This window comes from Rhodanobacter soli (genome assembly GCF_039523495.1).
Lineage (GTDB): Bacteria > Pseudomonadota > Gammaproteobacteria > Xanthomonadales > Rhodanobacteraceae > Rhodanobacter > Rhodanobacter soli.
Genome location: NZ_BAAAFK010000001.1, coordinates 2,439,806 through 2,460,777, shown reverse-complemented (window position 1 = coordinate 2,460,777; position 20,972 = coordinate 2,439,806). Strand labels below are relative to the sequence as shown.

Sequence of the window (20,972 nt, the reverse complement as noted above, 5' to 3'; positions counted from 1 at the left end):
TGCTGCGGGCAGGGTTATTTGCCGGTGGTCCAGCGCGCGTACTCGCTCTTGCTGATGCGGCCGTCGCGGTTGTGATCGGCGTAGAGGAAGTCGTTGGCGAGCAGCGGATAGGCCGAAGCCTGATCCTCGCTGATGTATTTTCCGCCGCCGGACAGTTGCTCGAAAGCGGGCGCCGGACCGGCCGGCGGAGGCGGCGGCATGCTCGAGCGCACGGTGACCTCGCCGGCTGGCGTGTTCATGGTGGCCGTGTCGTTCTGGCCGGCTGGCGGCGGTGTCTCCGGCATGCCCGATTGCGCCGGCGATGGTGGTGTCGGCGGTGTCGGCGGAACGGGCGGCGGCTGAGGCATCGTGTCCGTGGGCGGCGGAGGTGTCTGCGTCGGCATGTCCTGCTGTGCGATCAGGCTGCCGGCGAACAGCAAGGTGCCGGCGGCGAGGACGGTCAATAAGGGTTTGCGGGATTTCATCATCGGTACTCCATGCCAGAATGATCGGTGAGGTTGTGCGGATGTCCGCACTTCATCGGGCGGGATTCCCGTCCGGCCCAATTCGGGTTTCACGCTAGCAGGGGTTTTGTAAATGCCGGCTCAATATCCGGGTCATGAGGTTGTGAAGACACCTCGCCATTGGGCGCCGCTTCAGGTGATGGTCGCGTGTTGAGCCTGGTGCAGGCACGGGCGCTGCAACTGTCCGCACAGGGCCTGCTGCAGTCGCCGCGGCGACGGCCCCGGCGCGACGACGTGGTGGCGGCGATCGAGCGCATGCGCCTGCTGCAGATCGACACCATCCACGTGGTCGCGCGCAGCCCCTACCTGGTGCTGCACTCGCGCCTGGGCGACTATCCGATGGTCTGGCTGGACGAGGCGCTGGCGCAGGGCCGGCTGGCCGAGTGCTGGGCGCACGAGGCCTGCTTCATCAGCGCCGCCGATGTCCCCTGGCATCGTGGTGGGCACGGTCAGCGCACGCATCACTGGGCGCATCGGAGTGCGGCGCGGATGCATCGCGAGCAACGTGCCGAGATGGAGGCGCTGCTGGAGGCGGTGCGTGCATCCGGCCCGATGCGGGCGGCGGATTTTGCGCGCAGGGACGGCGCCAGCAAGCCGGGCTGGTGGGAGTGGAAACCGGAAAAACGCTGGCTGGAGGCATGGTTTGCGCTGGGTGAATTGATGGTGGCGCGGCGCGATAACTTCCAGCGCGTGTATGACCTGGCCGAGAACGTGCTGGCCCGGCTCGACCCGCCGTTCGATTCCGCCGCCGCACCGTCGGCGACGCAGTTGCGCCAGCGTTTCATCGTCGACAGCGTACGTGCGCTGGGGGTGACGCCGGCTGGCTGGATCGCCGACTACTTTCGCCTGAAGCCGAAAGTCAGTGATCGCGAACTGGCACCGCTGCTGGCCAGTGGCGAGTTGCTGGCGGTGCCGGTGCAGGGCTGGAGCACACCCGGCTATGTGCACCGCGACCACGCCGAGGCGCTGGACAAGGCGCTGGCCGGTCGCCTGCGCGCCACCCGCACCGCACTGCTGTCGCCGTTCGACCCGCTGGTGTGGGATCGCACGCGGGCGCTGGCGATGTTCGATTTCGAGTACACCATCGAGTGCTACACGCCGGCACCGAAGCGCCGCTACGGCTACTTCGTGCTGCCGATCCTGCATCGCGGCCGATTGATCGGCCGGCTCGATGCAAAAGCCCATCGCAGTACCGGTCAGTTCGAGGTCAAGGCCTTGTTCCTGGAGCCGGGCGTGTTGCCGGAACAGTCGCTGGTGCAGGCGGTGGCAAAGGCGATCGCCGATACCGCCCGCTGGCACGGCACCCCCGAAATCCGGCTGGGGCGGACCCAGCCGGCAGCACTGGCGCGGTTGTTGCGCGCAGTCTGGCGAGACGCCGGCTAGCCGGCGTCCTCGCTACTCGCCCTTCATCCCCGAAGGGTCTATGGCGTGCTGTTGGCTGGCACCGGACTCCCCGCACACGACTTGCCGTGCAGAGCCTGGCGCAGCTGGCTGGCCAGCGAGTTGCAGCGTGCTGCCAGTTGCGGCCGGATATCCGGGTTCTTCGAATCGCGCAGCAGGCTGCTGCGCATCGCCTCGTAGCGGGATTGCAACTGGTCCGGCGCGTAGATCGCCGCTGCGCGATGGCAGGCGAGGTAGCTGGAGAGATAGTCGTCGCAAGCGGCGATGCCGGTGTTGCCGGACAGGTCGGGCTCGGCGGCGGGCTCGCTGCGGGTGGGGGCGGCGCGCTCCCGATGGGAGGTGCTGGCGGCCTTCGTGGCGGAGGTGGACGGGGTTGTCGCGGTGGAGGTGGTCGTGGTCTTGGTGGCCGGGTGCTGTGCGCAACCAACCAGCAGCAGGCCTCCAAGCATGCTGACCAGGGTCAAGCGGGACAGGGCAGGCATCATGGCGCTCCTCGACGTGATGACCACACCGACGGGCCAGGGTGGCCAGCGGGTGATGGATCGGGTGACTGGCCCCACTAGACCGCGCGGTAGGTCAAGGAAATCTGAATTTACCCCCGAATCGACAAAAAACGGTGAATGGGCTCCATTCCGTTCAGTCCCATTGTGCCGTTATGATCCGCCCACTGTGTTTGCCGGGGTCAGCAGAGTTTGTGACCCGATGCAGCCGATCCGCGATCTGCCTCATCGTTCACCCCAGGGTTGTTTCCTTGCATACCAGTCAAGCCGGCCGGCCGCCACCGTGGGGGTCGCGTCTATAAACCTGTGGAGTGATTAAACATGTCTGATCGTCAGATAGGTACCGTCAAGTGGTTCAACGACGCCAAGGGCTTCGGTTTCATTGCCCGCGACAATGGCCCGGACGTATTCGTGCATTTCCGCGCCATTACCGGCGGCGGCTTCAAGAGCCTGCAAGAAGGCCAGCAGGTGTCGTTCAAGGTGGTACAGGGCCAGAAAGGCCTGCAGGCCGAAGAAGTAACCCCGGTCTGATCGCCACGCTTGTAGGGGAAACCGGGCAGAGATACCCGGTTTTTTCCTGCCCGGATCATGTCCGCAACAACCTGCTTGACAAATCACTCATGGGCTGAAAATCCGTTATGCTTGGGCCGCTGCGTCTGCTTGGCTACGTGAGTGCCCGGTAAGGATTTCCTGAATCCGACTGTTGCACCGGACCCTGCATGCTCAGTGAACCGTCGGCCCGTTGGGGCCGGTTTGTCTCAGCGTCTGGATAGGATCGGAGTTAGTCATGTCGGATCGCGAAGTAGGTACCGTCAAGTGGTTCAACGACGCCAAGGGTTTCGGTTTCATCAGCCGGGATAATGGCCCTGACGTATTCGTACATTTCCGCGCCATCACCGGCTCGGGTTTCAAGAGTCTGCAAGAAGGCCAGAAGGTCAGCTTCAAGGTCGTTGACGGCCAGAAGGGCTTGCAGGCCGAAGACGTCACCCCCGTTTGATCGTGGTGACGGAGTCCGTTTGAAGAGGCCGGCGCAAGCCGGCCTCTTTTTTTGTAGTGGCGAGGGCAATTCGCTAGCCTGTGGAAATGTCCGACCACTCCATCGAAAGCATTCCTGCAGCGGCCGAGCCGCTGGTCATCCCGGTAACTGCTGCCGACGGCGCCCGTTACGAGTTGTTGGCCGTGTTTCCCGCCGGCGCCTGGCAGCACTTGCTGTACTGGATTCCGGCGATGGGCATACCGGCCCGGCACTATCTGCCGCTGGCCCAGGCGCTGGCGGCGCGAGGCATCGCGGTGGTGTTGCACGAGTGGCGCGGCATCGGCTCCAGCGATCGGCGCGCCAGCCGCGGCTGCGACTGGGGTTATCGCGAATTGCTGCAGGACGACCTGCCCGCCGGCGTGGCGGCGGTGCGCCAACGCTGGCCGCAGGCGAACCGCTGGCTGGGCGGGCACAGCCTCGGCGGCCAACTCGGGCTGCTTTACGCCAGCCTGCATCCGAATGACTTCACCGGCCTGGTGCTGGTTGCCAGCGGCGCGCCGTACTGGCGCCGGTTCCGGCACGGCTGGCTGATCGGTGCGGCTTACGCGCTGGCCCCGTTGCTGGCCGGGCTGGCGGGTTATCTGCCTGGGCGGCGGATCGGTTTTGGCGGCAACGAGGCGCGCGGAGTGATCGCCGACTGGGCGCACAGCGGACGCAGCGGTCGCTATGCGGCGGCCGGGATGGCGCAGGATTTCGAACGCCAGCTGGCCGCGTTGCAGTTGCCGCTGCTGGCGTTGCGCCTGCAGGAGGACTGGCTCGGTCCGCCGGCGTCGCTGGAATGGCTGCTGGGCAAGCTGGGTCCGGGCCAGCGCCGCGTGGACGTGATCACGCGTCAGGACATGGGCGGCTTGCCGGCCGACCATTTCGGCTGGATGAAGACCCTGGCGCCGGTAGCCGCGCGTATCGCCGACTGGCTGGCTACGTCGGACGCAGCGTTCGCTGCGCGCGACGGCACGGCGACTTGATTCCATGGGACCCTGTCTGCATCTCGACAGCTCCACGACGCTGGATTCCCCATGAACCTGTTCGATCCGTTCCCCCAACGCAGCCTGACCTTGCGCAACCGCCTGGTGGTGTCGCCGATGTGCGAGTACTCGGCCACCGACGGCGTGCCGAACGACTGGCATATGGTGCACCTGGGCAGCCGGGCGGTCGGCGGCGCGGCGTTGGTGATCGCCGAAGCCTCGGCGGTCTCCGCGCAGGGACGCATCTCGCCGCAGGACACCGGCCTGTGGAACCAGGCCCAGTTGCAGGCGTGGCAGCCGATCACCCGTTTCATCAAGGCGCAGGGCGCGATCGCCGGCATGCAACTGGCGCATGCCGGCCGCAAGGCCAGCACGCTGCGGCCGTGGGACGGGCACGGCCCGGTGCCGGCCGGGCAGGGCGACTGGCCTACCGTGGCGCCGTCGGCGCTGCCGTTCGATGCCGGTTGGCCTGCGCCGCAAGCGCTGGACGAGGCCGGCATCCAGGCGGTGATCGCGGACTTTCGCGCCGCCGCGCAACTCGCGCTGGCAGCCGGCTTCGAGTTGATCGAAGTGCACGCGGCGCATGGCTACCTGCTGCACCAGTTCCTGTCGCCGCTGAGCAACCGGCGCGATGATCGTTATGGCGGCAGCTTCCAGAACCGCACCCGCCTGGTGCGCGAGGTGATCGTCGCCGTACGCGAAGTGTGGCCGGCCGAGCTGCCGCTGTGGCTGCGCCTCTCGGCCACCGACTGGGTGGACGACGGCGGCTGGGATATCGGGCAGAGCGTCGAGCTGGCGTGCCAGGTGAAACCGCTGGGCGTGGACCTGATCGACGTCTCCAGCGGCGGCCTGCTGCCGCACGCGAAGATCCCGCTGGCGCCGGGCTACCAGGTGCCGTTCGCGGCGCAGATCCGCCGCGAGGCCGGCATCGCCACCGGTGCGGTGGGCCTGATCACTGGCGCGGAGCAGGCCGCGCAGATCGTCGCCAACGGCGACGCCGACGTGGTGCTGATCGCCCGCGAAAGCCTGCGCGACCCGTACTTCCCGCGTCGGGCGGCACAACGGCTGGGTGCGAAGATCGACGCGCCAGCGCAATATCACCGGGCCTGGTAATGGAGAGCGCGATGAAAGCTGCCCCAATGCTGATTGCCGATGCCCGCGTACACGATCTGGGCGACGGCTTCATGGTGCGCCGCATGCTGCCGGTGCTGCAGGCGCGCCACGTCGGCCCGTTCGTGTTCTTCGACCACATCGGGCCGGCCACGTTCGCCGCCGGCAAGGGCATGGACGTGCGTCCGCATCCGCACATCGGCCTGGCCACGGTGACCTGGCTGTTCGACGGCGTGATCCGTCATCGTGACAGCCTGGGCAGCCTCGCCGATATCCGCCCCGGCGAGGTGAACTGGATGACTTCCGGCCACGGCATCGCCCACTCCGAACGCACGCCGCCGGAGGCGCGCCAGGGCGGCCAGCTGCTGCACGGCATCCAGGTCTGGGTGGCGCTGCCGCAAGCCGATGCCGAGGTGGACCCGGAGTTCCATCACCACGACCGCGCCGCACTGCCGAAGATCCGCCGGCCCGGCATGGAGGCCGTGCTGATTGCCGGCACGGCCTACGGCGAGCGCTCGCCGGTGAAGGTGTTCGCGCCGATGTTCTTCCTCGAAGTGCAACTGGCTGCCGGGGCCGAGCTGGCGTTGCCGACCGAGCATAGCGAGCGCGGCGTGCACGTGGTCGAGGGCGCGATCCGCTGGGGCGAACTGGAGGTCGGCGCACAACAGATGGCAGTGCAGGCCGGCCCCACCGCGCCGCCATTGCGCGCGCACGAAGCGAGCCGCCTGATGCTGTTCGGCGGCGCGCCGCTGGATGGCGAGCGGCACCTGTGGTGGAACTTCGTGGCCAGCACGCGCGAGCGCATCGAGCAGGCCAAGGCCGACTGGCGCGAAGGACGTTTTCCGAAAGTGCCCGGCGACGACAAGGAGTTCATTCCGCTGCCGGAATAGACAGGGCACGCGGCACTCTTGCGTGGCACTATCAGGACATTCCGCGGGGGAGCAGAACGATGTCCAGCTACAGCAGCTTTGCCGAGTTCTATCCGTTCTACCTCAGCGAGCACAGCAACCGCAGCTGCCGGCGCATGCACTTCATCGGCAGCACGCTGGTGCTGGCCGTGATCGTGCTGGCCCTGGTAAGCGGCCAGCTGCGCTGGCTGTGGCTGGCGCCGGTGTTCGGCTACGGCTTTGCCTGGATCGGCCACTTCGGGTTCGAGAAGAACCGCCCGGCCACGTTCAAGCACCCGTTGTACAGCCTGGCCGGCGACTGGGTGATGTACGGCCAGATGCTGCGTGGAAAGATCCCGTTCTGACGGATCTCAGCGATATTGCTGGTGGCAGCTCTTGCAGGTCTCGCCGACCGGCTTGACCGCGGCGGCCAGCGCCTCGCAGGTGACGGGCGCGGCCAGCACGGCCTGCTGCAGGCGGTTCTGCAGCTGGGTGGCGTCATCGGTGAAGGTTTTTTCATCGATGCCGAACACCGGCATGATGTCGCTGGACGTGGATTCCATGCGGGCCAGGTGATGTTGCACCTTGACCGGATCGCACTGCTTGGCTTTCATCGCGTTCTTCAGTTCGCCCATGTGGTAGCCCATGGTTTCCATCACCGCCTTCGGCATCGGGTTGCGTGCGGCCAGCGCATTCATCACGTTGGCCGTACCGATCACGCCGATCACCAGGCCGAGCAGGATCATCAGAGCTACGCGCATCGCCACGATTCCAGGAATGAAGATGGCCGCAAGGATAACCTGCGCAGACGCGTTGCAGCCACGCGGGCGCGATAAAATGCCCGCTTCGACCCAGCAGGCCAGGCCAGTGATACGGATGCAAGCGGCAGCACGACATGAGTGACGTGGCATTCCCCGCCGAGCGCTTTGCCGGCGTCGAACGCCTGTACGGCAACGGCAGCGTGGCCACGCTGGCGCGCGCGCATGTCTGCGTGATCGGCATCGGCGGCGTGGGTTCGTGGGCGGTCGAGGCGCTGGCGCGCAGCGGCGTGGGCCGGCTCACCCTGATCGACGCGGACGAGGTCTGCGTGTCGAACACCAACCGCCAGTTGCACGCACTGGACGGCGAGTACGGCAAGTCGAAGGTGGGCGTGATGGCGGCGCGCGCACACGCGATCAACCCGACGATCCGGCTGGAGGCGATCGAACGCTTCCTCACTCCGTCCACGCTGGACGAATTGCTAGATCGCGGCTACGACGTGGTGCTGGATGCCTGCGATGCATTTCGGGTGAAGCTGGAAACCATCGCCTGGTGCCGCCGGCGCAAGCTGCCGATCGTCAGCGTGGGCTCGGCCGGCGGGCGCACCGATTCCACCCAGATCCGCGTGCGCGACCTGTCGCGCACCGAGCACGACGCGATGTTCAGCCTGATCCGCAAGAAGCTCCGCACGGACTTCAATTTTCCGCGCAATCCGGATCGCTACTTCGGCGTGTCGGCCGTCTATTCGCTGCAGAACGTGCAGTACCCGCAACCCGACGGCACCGTGTGCGGCACCCGCCCGCCCGGCGGTGACACGATGAACCTGGCTTGCGGTGGCGGGCTGGGTGCAGCCACCCACATCACTGGGGCGTTCGCGTTCGCGGCCGTGGGCAAGGTGCTGGAGAAACTGCTGGCTTCCCGGTAGGAGCCCGCTCGCGGGCGATGCTCTTGCTCTAATGCTTGGAGATTCACAGCCAGAGCATCGCCCGCGAGCGGGCTCCTACATGGTTGGGGGTAGTGCTTACCAACCCATGTAGTGCCCGCCGTTGATCGCCAGGTTCGCACCGGTGATCCAGCTGGCCTGGTCGCCGGTGAAGAACGCCACCGCGTGGGCGATTTCGTCCGGCCGGCCGAGGCGGCCCACCGGAATCTGCGCCACGATCTTTTCGCGCACTTCCTCGGGCACCGCCATCACCATGTCGGTGCCGACGTAGCCAGGCGACACGGTGTTCACGGTGATGCCGAACTTCGCGTTCTCCTGCGCCAGCGAGATGGTGAAGCCGTGCATGCCGGCCTTTGCCGCAGCGTAGTTGGCCTGGCCGTACTGGCCCTTCTGTCCGTTGATCGAGCTGATCTGCACGATGCGGCCCCACTTGCGCGCGCGCATGCCCTCGATCACCGGGCGGGTGACGTTGAAGCAGGCGTTCAAGTTGGTGTTGATCACGTCCGTCCACTGCTCGTAGGTCATCTTGTGGAAGGTGGTGTCGCGGGTGATACCGGCGTTGTTGACCAGGATGTCGACCGGCCCGCATTTGGCCTCGATCACGCGGATCATCGTTGCGCAGGCATCCGGGTCGCAGACGTCGCCTTGCACCATGCACACCTCGATGCCATCCGCCGCCATCGCCTTGCGCCAGGTTTCGGCCTTGTCCGGGTCACGATAATTGGTGGCCACCCGATGCCCCTGTCCGGCAAGGTAGCGAACGATCGCGCTGCCGATGCCACCGGTGCCGCCCGTGACCAATGCCGTGCGCTGAGTCATATCCTTGAATCTCCTGTGCAGGTGTAGCGGAGGGCTGTCGTGCCGAAGCATGGCAAGGCGATATTGCAACCGTTGCCGTGCGAGCCGGCGCGTCCGCGCATTTATAGCGTTTCAGGCGAAAGAGTGACCGCTGCAGTGCGGCAAAGCCGCCGGATCGAAATTCGCCAGTGCCCGTGTCAGCAGGTCACCCGTATCTGTTGCACCCGAAGGCAGCGGCAGCCGCAGGAACGCCAGCGCCCGCCGCAGCGCCGGCAGCGGGTCGGCCGGGTCGACCGGGAAGGCCTGTTCGGACTTGGACAACTTGCGCCCCTCGCCATCCAGCACCAGCGGCAGGTGGCGATAGGCCGGCGTGGGCAAGCCCAGGCAGCGCTGCAGCCAGATCTGCCGCGCGGTGGAGTCCAGCAGGTCCCGCCCGCGCACCACCTCGGTAATGCCCTGGTACGCGTCGTCGACCACGCAGGCAAGCTGGTACGAATAGAAACCCTCGACCCGGCGGATCACGAAGTCGCCCACCTCGTCGCGCAGGTTCTGCTGCTGCGGGCCTTGCAGCGCATCGTCGAATGCGATGGTGATGTCCGGTACGCGCAACCGCCAGGCCGGCGGTTGGTCCGCCTGCGGCGACGCGACGCAGTGGCCGTCGCGATGGATGCCGCCGTTGCCGGCCAGCTCGCTGCGGCTGCACCAGCACGGGAACACCCGCTGCGCCGCACGCAGTTGCTCGAACGCCGCGTCGTACGCCGCGTGGCGCTGCGACTGGAACAGCGCCGGCGCATCGGCGACCAGGCCGAACGCCGGCAGCGCGGCCAGGATGCTCGCCGCCGAACCGGGAACCTCGCGCGGCGGGTCGATGTCTTCCATCCGCAACAGCCACTCGCCGCCGGCGTGCCGCGCGCACAGCCAGCTGCCCACCGCGGCGACCAGCGAGCCGAAGTGCAGGTGTCCGGTGGGCGAGGGGGCGAAGCGGCCGCGATAGCTCATCGGCGCATCTTAGATGCCGCGCCGAACCCTTGAAAGCGCGGTCCGTCGCCCCGAATTTTCAGTCCACCCCAGTCCCCTTCATGACTGCCACCATAGAGAGACAGCCATGCGTCGCATCGCATTATTCATTGCTACCAACCTTGCCGTCCTGCTCCTGCTGAGCATCGTCTGCCGCCTGTTCGGCATCGACCAGATGGCCGCCGCCCGCGGCTACGGCGGCATGGGCGGCCTGCTGGCCTACGCCGCCGTCTTCGGCATGGGCGGTGCGTTCATTTCGCTGGCGATGTCCAAGATGATCGCCAAGTGGTCCACCGGCGCGCGGGTGATCGAGCAGCCGCAGAACGAGACCGAGCGCTGGCTGGTCGACACCGTGCGCCGCCACGCGCAGAACGCCGGCATCGGCATGCCCGAGGTGGCGATCTACGACGCGCCGGAAATGAACGCGTTCGCCACCGGCATGACGAAGAACAGCTCGCTGGTCGCGGTCAGTTCCGGCCTGTTGCAGCAGATGAATCGCGAGCAGGTCAGCGCCGTGCTGGGCCACGAGATCGGCCACGTCGCGAACGGCGACATGGTCACCCTGACCCTGATCCAGGGCGTGCTGAACACGCTGGTGATCCTGGCTGCGCGCATCGTGGGCCGGCTGGTCGACAGCTGGATGTCGGGCGGCCGCGACGACAACCGCAGCGGCGGCGGCATCGGCTATTTCGTGGTGGTGATGGTGCTGCAGGTGGTGTTCGGCCTGTTCGCGTCGATCATCGTGGCCGCGTTCTCGCGCTGGCGCGAGTTCCGCGCCGACACCGCAGGCGCGCAGTTCGCCGGCCGTGGTGCGATGATCTCCGCGCTGCAGCGGCTGCAGGCCAACCACGGCGAGAGTACGTTGCCGGCCACCATCGCCGCCTTCGGCATCTCCGGTCCGCTGGCCGACGGCTTCAAGCGGTTGTTCATGAGCCACCCGCCGCTGGAGGAGCGCATCGCCGCGCTGCAGCGCGGCGCGTAAGAATGGTTGCACCATAAACTCCCACATTCGTCATTCCGGCGCAGGCCGGAATCGCATTTCCAACACGACCACGCAAAGGCGCAAGTGCGATTCCGGCCTGCGCCGGAATGACGATCCAAAACATCAACGCAATAACGGAACATTCACGCATGAACGCACCCGCCGAAACCCGCAAATTCGAAGCCGAAGTCGCCCAGGTACTGCACCTGGTCACCCATTCGCTGTACTCGCACAAGGAGATCTTCCTGCGCGAGCTGATCTCCAACGCCTCCGACGCCTGCGACAAGCTGCGCTTCGAATCGATCGCCAAGCCTGAGCTGATGGCCGGCGACAGCGAGCTGCACATCGACGTCAGCTGGGATCCGGACGCGCGCACCGTGACCATCCGCGACAACGGCGTCGGCATGAACCGCGACGAAGTGGTGGCCAACATCGGCACCATCGCCAGCTCTGGCACGCGCCGTTTCCTGGAGGCGATGTCCGGCGAACAGAAAGCCGACGCGCGGCTGATCGGCCAGTTCGGCGTGGGCTTCTACTCCGCCTTCGTGGTCGCCGACAAAGTCACCGTGCTGAGCCGCCGCGCCGACGCGCCGGCGGGCGAGGGCGTGAAGTGGGAAAGCGACGGCAAGGGCGAGTACTCGCTGGAGCCGGTCGAACTGGCCGAACGCGGCACCGCCGTGATCCTGCACCTGAAGGCCGACGAGGACGAGTTCCTCAGCCGCTGGCAGCTGCGCGCGCTGATCACCCGCTACTCCGACCACGTGGCGTTCCCGATCCGCATGCCGGTGGAGAAGGACGGCAAGCCGACGGACGAGTTCGAGACCGTCAACGCCGCCTCGGCGCTGTGGACCAAGCCGAAGTCGGAGATCTCCGACGAGGACTACCAGAGCTTCTACAAATCCCTCGGCCACGACTTCAACGACGCGCTGGCGTGGACGCACAACCGCGTCGAAGGCAGCCAGAGCTTCACCACCTTGCTGTACGTCCCCTCGCAGCCGCCGTTCGACCTGATGATGGGCGGGCGCGACGAACGCAAGGGCTTGAAGCTCTACATCAAGCGCGTCTTCATCATGGACGCCGCCGAGGAGCTGCTGCCGAACTACCTGCGCTTCGTGCGTGGCGTGGTCGACGCCGACGACCTGCCGCTCAACGTCAGCCGCGAAATCCTGCAGCAGAACCGCCAGCTCGACCGCATCAAGGCCGCCTGCGTCAAGCGCGTGCTCGACCTGATCGAGAAACTGGCCAAGGACGAGCCGGAGAAATTCGCCACCTTCTACAAGGCCTTCGGTAACACGCTGAAGGAAGGCATCAGCGAAGACGCCAACAACCGCGAGCGCATCGCCAAGCTGCTGCGCTTCGCCTCGACCAAGGGTGACGGCACCAACCAGACCACCTCGCTGGACGATTACATCGGTCGCATGGCTGTCGGCCAGGACGCCATCTGGTACATCACCGCCGACAGCTACGCCGCCGCCTTCGGCAGCCCGCAGCTGGAAGCGTTCAAGGCCAAGGACATCGAAGTGCTGCTGATGTCCGACCGCATCGACGAGTGGATGATCGGCAGCTTGAGCGAGTACGACGGCAAGAAGCTCAAGAGCGTCGCCAAGGGCGAGGTGCCGCTGGACGAGGCTGACAAGAAGAAGCAGGAAGAGGCGACGAAAGAAGCCGAGCCGCTGCTGAAGAAGCTGAAGGACCTGCTCGGCGACCGCGTCGGCGAGGTGAAAGTGTCGGCACGTCTGACCGATTCGCCGTCGTGCCTTGCGCTTTCCGACTACGAGATGGCCCCGCACTTGGCGCGGCTGCTACGCGAAGCGGGGCAGGAGATGCCCGAGAGCAAGCCGACGCTGGAGATCAATCCGCAGCATGCGCTGGTCAAGCGCGTCGAAGTCGAAGCCGACGAAGGCAAGGCGCGCGATCTGGCGACGTTGCTGCTGGAGCAGGCGGAGATTTCCGCGGGCGCGCAGTTGCCGGATCCGGCGGGCTTTGTGCAGCGGATGAATCGGGTGTTGCTGGGGTGATGCACGGGGCGCCTTGCTGATGTGTGAGAAGGTCGCCGATCAGGCGGCCTTTTTTTTCGCCATCCACAACCGGCCGCCACTGCTCCACTACCGTCATTCCATTGACCACCAATCCGCGTCAGCCCACCAACCCCCGTCATTCCGGCGAAGGCCGGAATCGCTCCAGAGGGAGGGCCCACATACGGGACATCTGTTTTACGGAGTATCCAATTGAAGTGCCTGCTGATTGGCTGGCGGAGCCTCGGCTTTGTGAGATAGGCGCGCAGCATATTCATCTTTGATAGGCAAAAGTGGATCGTACAAACGGTGATATGCCTGTCCGACTGCTCCACTAAATAGGCGAAGTTTTGGTCTGTCGATTATTGGGCCGTATGCAAGGACATGCGACGATGATATCCCTGGATAAGGATCAATGAATACGATCTCCTTAATGCCTAGTTGAAATGCTTTTTTTGAACACAGCTCGCACGGACTTGCAGTCGTGTAAAGAACGCCGTCCTCAATGCCAGAGCTTCCATATTTGGCCAGTTGCAGAAAAGCATTCTCCTCAGCATGCAGAGCACGAGTGTGCACTTGATTGTCTTTATTCTTAACCTTGTTATATGCGTCCTTGAAGCAAAACGGGCATCTCAGCCCCTCTCCGCGAAACACGTTTCGGTTAGAATTATCTTTCGCGATTTGGTTACGCAGGCTTTGGTCCTTTTGTTCGAAATCGCTAAACGCAATATTATCGTTTCCAGTTAATAAGCTATCAACATCTCGCAGTAAACATGGGATTTGGCCCTTTGCTACGTCGTTCCATCCAACGGCTTTGATAGAATAATTCCGATCAGTAACGGCGGCTCCGACCTGTCGCGAAATGCATCCACTATTTGCTTTGGCCACGAACGCGATCTGCATGCAGCGCTCGTCGCGAGTTGGAGTAACGAGACCTGGCCTTAAAGCAAGCGCTACGGACTTGATCAGTTTTGTGCTGAGATGACGGATTTTTTGCTGTAGATCGCCAGGGGCGCCAGGGTTGCTAATAAAAATATCCGCTTTTTGGATGCAATCCATGAGATTTTGCGCAACAAAGGAATGAATCGATGACAGATGCTTCGTATCGCGATCGTATTCTCTCCTGTCCAGTTGGGCTATTTCGGTTTTGCGGAGTCCCAATTCTACAAGCCTGTCTCGGCGTTCCTTATCGTCCGCAGTTATGGCAATCACATAGATCGATGAGAAGCGATCCCTAAGGTAAATCAGTTCAAGAGGATTTCTGATGGCATCAATTGAAATGCAGGTGCTCGGCTGTTGCAACACCTCATCGTGGGTCTTTGCCAGAATTATCAACCTTTCCACTGCTTTCATTAAAGCATATGGCTCCGTTTTAGTTGATGTTCCTTTGGTTATTGCTCGGCCGGAAATCCTAATGTTATCTCCAATCGTTTGAAAAAATGGCTGAAAATGGTGTTCGAGTGCGGCGCGTAGCGATGCGCTTGCTGGGTCAATGGTTGAGACGAAGAAATTCCAAAGACTCGGAGATGATGGAGTTTTATCCCCGTTGATTAGTTCAGCGGAAAAATGCTCGAATAGATCGTTTTTTCTAACATTTTCGTAAATTCTCTTGACTTTGTCGCGGAGGGTTGGTGGCGTTTTTTGCTCCTCAAGCAAACCACTTATTGAGGTCCAATCGTTCTCAAATAAAAACGAGGATATTACAGAGGATACGGAAACCGTTTTAAATGGCACCCAATTTGCCCTAGCGAAATCCTTAGCTATACCAATCTTTCGTTGTTCCGCACTACTCTCGCCGTCTGCGGATAGAGGTATCTCATGAAACGGCTTTGCAATTTGTTGTGCTGCGGTCGAACAGCCGCTCCCTGTGCGGCCCGTGAAAGCGAAGATGAGAAGGCTTTTGCGAAATGCATAAACGCCTTCGATTCCTTGGACTAAATTCATCGTAATCTCGCTTAGGATTTAAAACGTCAATTTGAATGTTTACATGCCGAACGAATGAAGGTAGTGGTCTTTCAGTTGATAATTTAGGGCTGCCTACCTTCAGCATTCTGGGGTCAGAGACATGTTTCTAGATCTCGCGGCATGAGCCCACATCAGTGCAGCGGCATCTCCTTCGTCGTCTTCTCCAGAATCTTCATCGCCTCGGCGTTCCTCTTCTTCCACTCGCGCAACTCCGCGTCGTCCTGCGAATCGCTCGCATAGATCACTGACTGGGCGCGTGGTGTCGATGCTGTGTAGCGATGCGGGATCGACGGTGGTTCTGGTCTCAATGCGGACTGGAAAGCGGCGGGAGGCACGGGGATCGGTCGCGCCTGTGATGTGCTAGCTGTAGAAGGTGACAGTCCCGCAATCAGGAGCAGGCTGGCGGCAATGCTTCCGCCAAACGCCAGCGGCGTATCCAGCGGATGCGTGGCGCGGGCCTTGCCAGTTTGCAGCTTGCGCACCGTGGCGATCAGCTCGCCGCCGTGGATCAGCTCGATGGGTTTGCCTTGGGCGAAGCGGTGGGCGTCGGGGGTGTAGTCGCCGAGCGCCACGATCTTCACGGCGGCGGCCTGGTGGTGCACGAGCAGGCCGTACATTTCTCGCACGACTTTGACGCCGACTTGCCGGTTCTGCCACTGCTTGCATTGCACCAGCGTGGTCTGGCTGTTCTTGTGCAGGATCAGGTCGATACCGCCGTCGGCGCCGCCGAGGCCGGTTTCTTCGATGGCGTAGCCCTGGCGGTGGAAGGCTTCGCCGGTCAGTTGCTCGAACTGGCGCCAGTTCATCTGGCGCAGGCTGTCGATGCCGGTCTGGTTGTCGAGCAACTGCCGGCGGCGGCCGCGACCGAGGAAGGAGGCGAGGGCGGCGAGCCAGCAGCCGATCAGCAGCATCCAGGCGAGTGGGGCGTAGATGCCGGAGGTGGCTACGTTACCCAAGCCGTGCAGCACCGGGTTGTCGAACGACGCGAGGTACCAGCCGATGCCGTGACGTATCGCGACATAGCCGATCAGTCCGATCAGGATGCCGAGCCACCACGGCATGGCCGCGATCTGTTCGAAGCCGCCTTTCGTGCGTTTCGCCATTTCACTCCCCCTGAGTGCTCCTTGGCCCGGCCACCGTACTGCAAACTTCCGTGTGGGAAAACCGGCGGCCGCGCCCGAGGATCCGTCGGCAACGGTTTGAACCCTAGCGTGCAAGCCAGAAACTCCGAAGCGCAAAGCTCAAAGCCTTGCGCGCGACGGTGATAGCCCTGCGGTCGGAGGTGGTCGGCATGGCATGCAAGGTTGTGAGCCTTGCGGTCGCGGTTCCGAACCTCGCCATTTCACGCCTTTGGGCCTCGCGTGCGGCGTTCAAAGGCTTGCGCACGATGCCCAGCGCGTCGCGCGTGCAGCAAAAAGGTTTGCGGTCGGTGTTTCGAGGTTTGGCCTACCGAGCCCGACACCCTTGCGCCTGGAAGTTTGAAGCTTGCAGCGGAGCCTTTGCACTTCGCGCGCCGAGCCAAAAGCCTTGCGAGTGAGGTTCAGAGGGTTGTGGCTGGAGCTCGCTCGCCCTCGCGCTCGAATTCCAAAGCAGGTATCGCGCCACCGGAAAACTGGCCGCGTATGCAGACAGGCTGCAGCAGGCCGCACGGATGTTCGGGTGCCCATGCGCTTCCGGGCGAGCGGTCGCGCTCACCCGTCGTTGCGTGCGCGGGCCGATTGGTACGGCCATCATGTTCTGCGCGGGGCGCTCGTCGTAGCGAATGCCGGTGCCCGCAACTCGCCGCCCGTTCCGCTTCCAGCAAAAAGGCCCGTCGCATGCAGCGGGCCTTCTGCTGTGTGTTGCCAAGTGCCACCTGAAAGCGGGCGGTCTTCTTCCTGGTCGGATTACCCGCCCTGTCCGGGCACGCGTGCAGGTGCGGGGCTGGGTGCGCTGCGGGTGGCGTTCTGAATGGACGGGGTCGGTGCGGACCGGTAGTTCATGGGGTTCGAGGACCGGTCCATTCTCCGGTCGTCGTTGAATCGGATCCGTGCCCCGCGATTGAAGGAATCCCTGCTCGCCAGCGCCAGCCGATGACCGTCGATATGGACCCAGTACCAGGAGCCCGAAGGCACCGGCGAGCTTGATACGAAGACAAACTGGGCGTCGTAGCTGCCTTCGGTGCGAGGTGTCGTGCGCAGGGCCATGTTGGCGACGAACTGGCTGGACACGGGGCGTCCGTGGTCGGTCGCCGGCCTGACGATCATTTCATTCAGATTCTGCAGCAGCAGTCGGCGCAGCCGCGGCGAAAGTTCTATTGCAGGCGAGGCGTCGGTGACCTTGCCGTGGGCGTTCACCTGCACCAGCACCGGCATGACCTTGGGCCGGAATTCGTTGAGCGAGCCCGAGGAAGCCAGGGCCGCGCTTGCCGCGAGCGACAGCATTCCGAAAAGCAGGGTGGTTTGGAACCGTTTCATGGTGACCTCCTTGGAGCATCGCGGAATCACGCGGAGACTCCGGTGCATTGTGGCATCTCTCCGGTATGCCGACTGTTATCGCGGGGGTGTAGCCGTGTCGACCGGAAGGGTGGCCGCGGTTACCTCTGGCAAGCCGCTGCCAGGCCGGCGATGCGCCGGGCTTCGATGCCGATCTCGCGCAACTGTCCGGTGGGCGAGGCGATCAGGCCGCAGAAGAACAGCCCCGGTTCGGGCGTTGCCCGGCCGCTCGCCAGCGGCATGCCGTGGTCGTCGAGGACGCCATGCACCTCGGGCAGCAGCGGGCGCAGGTCGGGGTGGAAGCCGGTGGCGAGAATGACGGCACCGAACGGTTCGGTTGGCGACTGCGCAAACACCACACCATCGCGGGTGAAGCGTTCGATGCCGCCGCGCACCTTGATCGCGCCGTCGCGGATCCGGGCCAGCGTGCCCACGTCGAGCAAGGGGATGCGGCGGTCTTCTTCGATCATGCGGCGCGGCCCCTTGCGGGCGATCGTCAAGCCGAGCTTCCTGACCGGGCCGATGGCGAGCCGGATCGCCGGCGCGTTGATGAAGTCGGCCACGCGCGCGGGCAGGCGCGCCTGCGCGATCGCCCAGGTCAGGATCGGAATGCCCAGCAGCTCGCGCGGCAGGATCTGCACCGGGCCGCGCACGGCCAGGGTCACGTCGACCCCGGCTTGCGCCAGATCCAGCGCAATCTCGCCACCCGAGTTGCCGAAGCCCACCACCAGCACCCGCTTGCTCGCGCAGGCCGCCGGGTTGCGATAGTCGCTGCTGTGGACGAGCAGGCCTTGATAGGCATCCGCCCCCGGCCAACTCGGACGGTGCGGGAAATCGGCCCAGCCGGTTGCGATCACCACCACCGGCGCGGTGAACTCGCCCCGCGCCGTTTCCACGCGCCACGCGGAACCATCGCGACGGACCGTGTGCACCGCGCAGTGGAAAACCGGTTGCAGGTCGAACTGCGCCGCGTAGCTTTCCAGATAGTCGACGACCTGGGCACGCGACGGGTACCTGGGCCAGCTGCGCGGCATCGGCATGCCGGGCAGGCCGGAGTGGCCACGGTCCGTGTGCAGGTGCAGCCGGTCGTAGTGGCGCCGCCACACGGAAGCGACCGCGCCGGCCTTCTCCAGGATCACCACGTCGAGGCCGCGCTGGCGCATGCACGCGGCGCAGGCAAGGCCTGCGGGGCCCGCGCCGACGATGATCGCGTCCGCACTTTCCATGAGGTTCCCGTTCGTCCCGGCATCCGGGTCCGGCCAAGGTGGCCCAGAGTGCGCTTTTTTCGCGCGCGCTTCGACGGCCTTTCCGGGCCGATCGCGTAAGCAAACCGAAAGCTGGGCCGCGTAGCGTCCGGGCCGGAAGGCAGGCGCTGCCTGTCATGCGGGAGCTGTGAGATGCCTGCATTGCGAGTCTGGCTATGCGCCGCCGCCATCCTGGTTTCGGGCGCTGCCCATGCGGGCGGCGGCCCGCTCGGCATCGACCACCGCATCCACTACGACAACAGCGGCATCTGGAAACGCTCCAACCAGAATGCGCTGATGTACGGCACGGTCACCGCGGTCGTCGGCGGCGCCCTGGTCTTTGGCGACAACGACCAGCTGGGCGACACGTTCTGGCGCTCGGTGGATGCCATGGTGATTTCCAGCGTCGGTGCCGAGGCGATGAAATACACGTTCCGGCGCGAGCGACCCTCACAGACCGACAATCCCGACCGCTTCTTCGCCGGCAGCCACGCGCAGAGTTTTCCCAGCGGGGAAGTGGCGGCGATATCGGCGGCGGTCACGCCGTTCATCGTCACCTACGGCCGCGACCACCCGGCGGTGTATGCGCTGGCCCTGCTGCCGGCCTACGACGCGGTGGCGCGGGTGAAGACCCGGGGCCATTGGCAGAGCGACGTGCTGGTCGGTGCGGCGCTCGGCACCGGGGTCGGCCTGTGGGCGGCGCACCGGGATTCGCCACTGATCATCAGCTGGCTGCCCGGCGGCTTCAAGGTCGGTTTCATCCATCGGTTCAAGTGAGGCGCGGGGCCGGGGCGGGTCGCGCCGCGGCGGAACGGTTGGTCCGCGGCGCGTCGCCGTTGGATACTCCAGGCACGATCCCGCGTCGAGACACGCCATGCTGCCCCGCCTTTCGTTGATGCTTTCCTGCCTGTTGCTGACGGCGCCGCTGTGCGCTGCCGAGGCACCGGCGACGCGCACCATCGTGCTGGTGCGCCACGGCTACTACCTGCCCGACGCGAAGGCCGACCAGAAGCTGGGCCCGCACCTGACGCCGCTCGGCGTGGCGCAGGCGCGTCTGGTGGGGGCGCGCCTAGCGGGCCTGCCTGGGCGTTTCGACGCGATGTACGTCAGTCCGGTGCAGCGTGCGAGAGACACGGCGGCCATCATCGCCGCCGATGTTCCCGGAAGCCGCTTCGAGGTGGTGGACGACCTTGCCGAATGCACGCCGCCGACGCGGCGTACCGAGGCCGTCGCGGACGAGAAGCCGGCCGACCTGGCTGCGTGCAAGCAGCAGCTGGATCGCCTGTTCGCCCGCTATTTCAGGCCGGCGACGGGGCATGCGCGGACCGAGCTGATGGTTTGCCACGGCAACGTGATCCGCAACATGGTCGTGCGCGCACTGGGCGTGGACAGCCGGGCGTGGCTGGAGATGTCGGTGGGCAACGCCAGCATCACCAGGATCCTGGTCGAGCCGGACGGCCGTTACAAGGTGATTTCGGTGGGCGACGTTGGGCACCTGCCGCCCAGCCTGCGCACCGGCGCTACGGGTGATGCGGAACGCAGTCTGGCGATTCCAGCGTTGCCCTGACTTTCCCCGGTGGCCTTGATCCGTCGGCCAGGCCTGTCAGCACTGCGTGCGGCCGCCGGCCAGCTGCTTGCACGGGTGGAAGACCGGTTTGTCCGACGGCGGCGGGCGGTGGTCGCCGTCGTGGTCGCGATGGCCGCGCCGGTACGGCGGGGCACCCCAATAGACGGGCGGCGCGTTGTAGACCGGCTGTTTCAGCTGATCCTGGTAGGCATCGTTCTGCTGGCGCAGCGCCGCGTTCTCGGCCTGCAGCCGGTCGCGCTCCGCGGCTTGGTCGGCCAGCGCCTGCTGCTGCGCGTCCTCGGCGCGCTGCTGTGCCGCGTAGGCTTCATCGGCCTGGCGCTGGGCCTTGTCGTCCAGCGCCTGCTGGCGGGCGTCGAGGCGCTGCTGGTAAAGCGTTTCGAGATGGCGCGAATCCGCGTAGCGCTTTGCCAGTTCGTCCTGACCCAGGCGCAGGTAGCGATCGATGACTTCGGTATCGTCGGCCTGGTGCAGCAGCTCACCGTTGCCGCCCGGGCAAGGGTGGTCGGTGTAGGCGACTTGCCCGCCCTGCGTGCACTTGTAGATGTTCTGGCCGGCGGCGATCGGTGCCGCGGCCAGCAGCATGGCGGCAGCCGAGAAGCGGATTCCCATTGTCAGGCTTTTCATGGTGGTCACATTCTGCCTCCGGCCGGTGTCGCCTGCACCACATGGATCCGGAACGGAAAGCCGCCGGGCATGCGGCCTGGCGGTTTGACCAGCGGAATCGGGCGGTTTGCCTGCCGGCGCGCGGGAGGGCGATGGCGCTGTTCCAAGCCCCGAAATCGCCT

The 20,972-nt window shown here is 64.9% G+C and carries 22 protein-coding genes; 12 read left to right on the top strand and 10 right to left on the bottom strand.

Features of this window, described 5'->3' with window-relative positions:
* Positions 1–14: 14 nt before the first annotated feature.
* Complete coding sequence (locus ABD024_RS11225) at positions 15–467, bottom strand: hypothetical protein (protein WP_343852614.1); 453 nt, start codon at positions 465–467, stop codon at positions 15–17.
* Between the two features lie 183 nt (positions 468–650).
* Between ABD024_RS11225 and ABD024_RS11220 the strand changes: the two genes are divergently transcribed.
* The gene (locus ABD024_RS11220; RefSeq protein ID WP_343852612.1) at positions 651–1,886 is read left to right on the top strand and encodes a winged helix-turn-helix domain-containing protein; all 1,236 of its coding nucleotides are present in this window, start codon (positions 651–653) and stop codon (positions 1,884–1,886) included.
* A 38-nt stretch (positions 1,887–1,924) separates the two neighbouring features.
* On the opposite strand, the gene ABD024_RS11215 is transcribed toward ABD024_RS11220, so the two are convergent.
* Positions 1,925–2,386: a hypothetical protein gene (locus ABD024_RS11215; RefSeq protein ID WP_343852610.1), complete on the bottom strand. Its 462-nt coding sequence runs from the start codon at positions 2,384–2,386 to the stop codon at positions 1,925–1,927.
* Positions 2,387–2,725: 339 nt separating this feature from the next.
* Here ABD024_RS11215 and ABD024_RS11210 point away from each other — a divergent pair, with 339 nt between their 5' ends.
* From ABD024_RS11210 to ABD024_RS11185, 6 genes are all read left to right on the top strand, one after another.
* Positions 2,726–2,935 (top strand): cold-shock protein, encoded by a 210-nt coding sequence (locus tag ABD024_RS11210; RefSeq protein WP_343852608.1) that lies wholly within the window; start codon positions 2,726–2,728, stop codon positions 2,933–2,935.
* Positions 2,936–3,191: 256 nt separating this feature from the next.
* Positions 3,192–3,401, top strand: a complete 210-nt coding sequence (locus ABD024_RS11205; RefSeq protein WP_072761891.1) for a cold-shock protein — start codon at positions 3,192–3,194, stop codon at positions 3,399–3,401.
* Positions 3,402–3,487: 86 nt separating this feature from the next.
* Positions 3,488–4,405 carry an alpha/beta hydrolase family protein gene (locus ABD024_RS11200; protein WP_343852605.1) on the top strand — a complete coding sequence of 306 codons (918 nt, stop codon included), beginning with the start codon at positions 3,488–3,490 and terminating at the stop codon, positions 4,403–4,405.
* A gap of 51 nt (positions 4,406–4,456) precedes the next feature.
* The gene (locus ABD024_RS11195; protein WP_343852603.1) at positions 4,457–5,518 is read left to right on the top strand and encodes an NADH:flavin oxidoreductase/NADH oxidase; all 1,062 of its coding nucleotides are present in this window, start codon (positions 4,457–4,459) and stop codon (positions 5,516–5,518) included.
* 11 nt (positions 5,519–5,529) lie between these two features.
* Positions 5,530–6,405, top strand: a complete 876-nt coding sequence (locus tag ABD024_RS11190) for a pirin family protein (protein ID WP_343852601.1) — start codon at positions 5,530–5,532, stop codon at positions 6,403–6,405.
* A gap of 59 nt (positions 6,406–6,464) precedes the next feature.
* Positions 6,465–6,767 (top strand): Mpo1-like protein, encoded by a 303-nt coding sequence (locus ABD024_RS11185; RefSeq protein ID WP_343852599.1) that lies wholly within the window; start codon positions 6,465–6,467, stop codon positions 6,765–6,767.
* Positions 6,768–6,773: 6 nt separating this feature from the next.
* Here the strand turns inward: ABD024_RS11185 and ABD024_RS11180 are convergent, their stop codons facing one another.
* Entirely contained in the window at positions 6,774–7,163 is a 390-nt protein-coding gene (locus tag ABD024_RS11180; protein ID WP_343852597.1) for a cytochrome c, read from the bottom strand.
* 134 nt (positions 7,164–7,297) lie between these two features.
* Between ABD024_RS11180 and ABD024_RS11175 the strand changes: the two genes are divergently transcribed.
* Positions 7,298–8,086 (top strand): tRNA threonylcarbamoyladenosine dehydratase, encoded by a 789-nt coding sequence (locus tag ABD024_RS11175; protein WP_343852595.1) that lies wholly within the window; start codon positions 7,298–7,300, stop codon positions 8,084–8,086.
* A 96-nt stretch (positions 8,087–8,182) separates the two neighbouring features.
* Here ABD024_RS11175 and phbB read toward each other — a convergent pair whose 3' ends face one another.
* Both phbB and gluQRS read right to left on the bottom strand, forming a co-directional pair.
* On the bottom strand, positions 8,183–8,923 hold the full coding sequence (gene phbB / locus ABD024_RS11170; RefSeq protein ID WP_343852593.1) for a beta-ketoacyl-ACP reductase: 741 nt from the start codon (positions 8,921–8,923) through the stop codon (positions 8,183–8,185).
* Between the two features lie 111 nt (positions 8,924–9,034).
* Positions 9,035–9,901 carry a tRNA glutamyl-Q(34) synthetase GluQRS gene (gene gluQRS, locus ABD024_RS11165; protein ID WP_343852591.1) on the bottom strand — a complete coding sequence of 289 codons (867 nt, stop codon included), beginning with the start codon at positions 9,899–9,901 and terminating at the stop codon, positions 9,035–9,037.
* A gap of 106 nt (positions 9,902–10,007) precedes the next feature.
* Here gluQRS and htpX point away from each other — a divergent pair, with 106 nt between their 5' ends.
* Entirely contained in the window at positions 10,008–10,901 is an 894-nt protein-coding gene (gene htpX / locus ABD024_RS11160) for a protease HtpX (RefSeq protein ID WP_343852589.1), read from the top strand.
* 149 nt (positions 10,902–11,050) lie between these two features.
* Positions 11,051–12,919: a molecular chaperone HtpG gene (gene htpG / locus ABD024_RS11155; RefSeq protein ID WP_343852587.1), complete on the top strand. Its 1,869-nt coding sequence runs from the start codon at positions 11,051–11,053 to the stop codon at positions 12,917–12,919.
* A 195-nt stretch (positions 12,920–13,114) separates the two neighbouring features.
* On the opposite strand, the gene ABD024_RS11150 is transcribed toward htpG, so the two are convergent.
* The 4 genes from ABD024_RS11150 to ABD024_RS11135 all read right to left on the bottom strand — a co-directional run bounded on the left by ABD024_RS11150 (position 13,115) and on the right by ABD024_RS11135 (position 18,581).
* A complete protein-coding gene (locus tag ABD024_RS11150; RefSeq protein ID WP_343852584.1) occupies positions 13,115–14,860 on the bottom strand; it encodes a hypothetical protein in 1,746 nt (581 codons plus the stop codon).
* A gap of 152 nt (positions 14,861–15,012) precedes the next feature.
* Entirely contained in the window at positions 15,013–15,984 is a 972-nt protein-coding gene (locus ABD024_RS11145) for a restriction endonuclease (protein ID WP_343852582.1), read from the bottom strand.
* 783 nt (positions 15,985–16,767) lie between these two features.
* Positions 16,768–17,337: a hypothetical protein gene (locus ABD024_RS11140; RefSeq protein WP_343852580.1), complete on the bottom strand. Its 570-nt coding sequence runs from the start codon at positions 17,335–17,337 to the stop codon at positions 16,768–16,770.
* Between the two features lie 119 nt (positions 17,338–17,456).
* Positions 17,457–18,581, bottom strand: coding sequence for a flavin-containing monooxygenase (locus tag ABD024_RS11135; protein WP_343852578.1), 1,125 nt, complete (start codon positions 18,579–18,581; stop codon positions 17,457–17,459).
* Positions 18,582–18,752: 171 nt separating this feature from the next.
* On the opposite strand from ABD024_RS11135, the gene ABD024_RS11130 reads away from it, so the two are divergent.
* The gene (locus ABD024_RS11130; protein ID WP_343852576.1) at positions 18,753–19,376 is read left to right on the top strand and encodes a phosphatase PAP2 family protein; all 624 of its coding nucleotides are present in this window, start codon (positions 18,753–18,755) and stop codon (positions 19,374–19,376) included.
* Between the two features lie 97 nt (positions 19,377–19,473).
* The gene (locus ABD024_RS11125) at positions 19,474–20,166 is read left to right on the top strand and encodes a histidine phosphatase family protein (protein WP_343852574.1); all 693 of its coding nucleotides are present in this window, start codon (positions 19,474–19,476) and stop codon (positions 20,164–20,166) included.
* 36 nt (positions 20,167–20,202) lie between these two features.
* Here ABD024_RS11125 and ABD024_RS11120 read toward each other — a convergent pair whose 3' ends face one another.
* Positions 20,203–20,811, bottom strand: coding sequence for a DUF4124 domain-containing protein (locus ABD024_RS11120; RefSeq protein WP_343852572.1), 609 nt, complete (start codon positions 20,809–20,811; stop codon positions 20,203–20,205).
* Positions 20,812–20,972 lie beyond the last annotated feature (161 nt).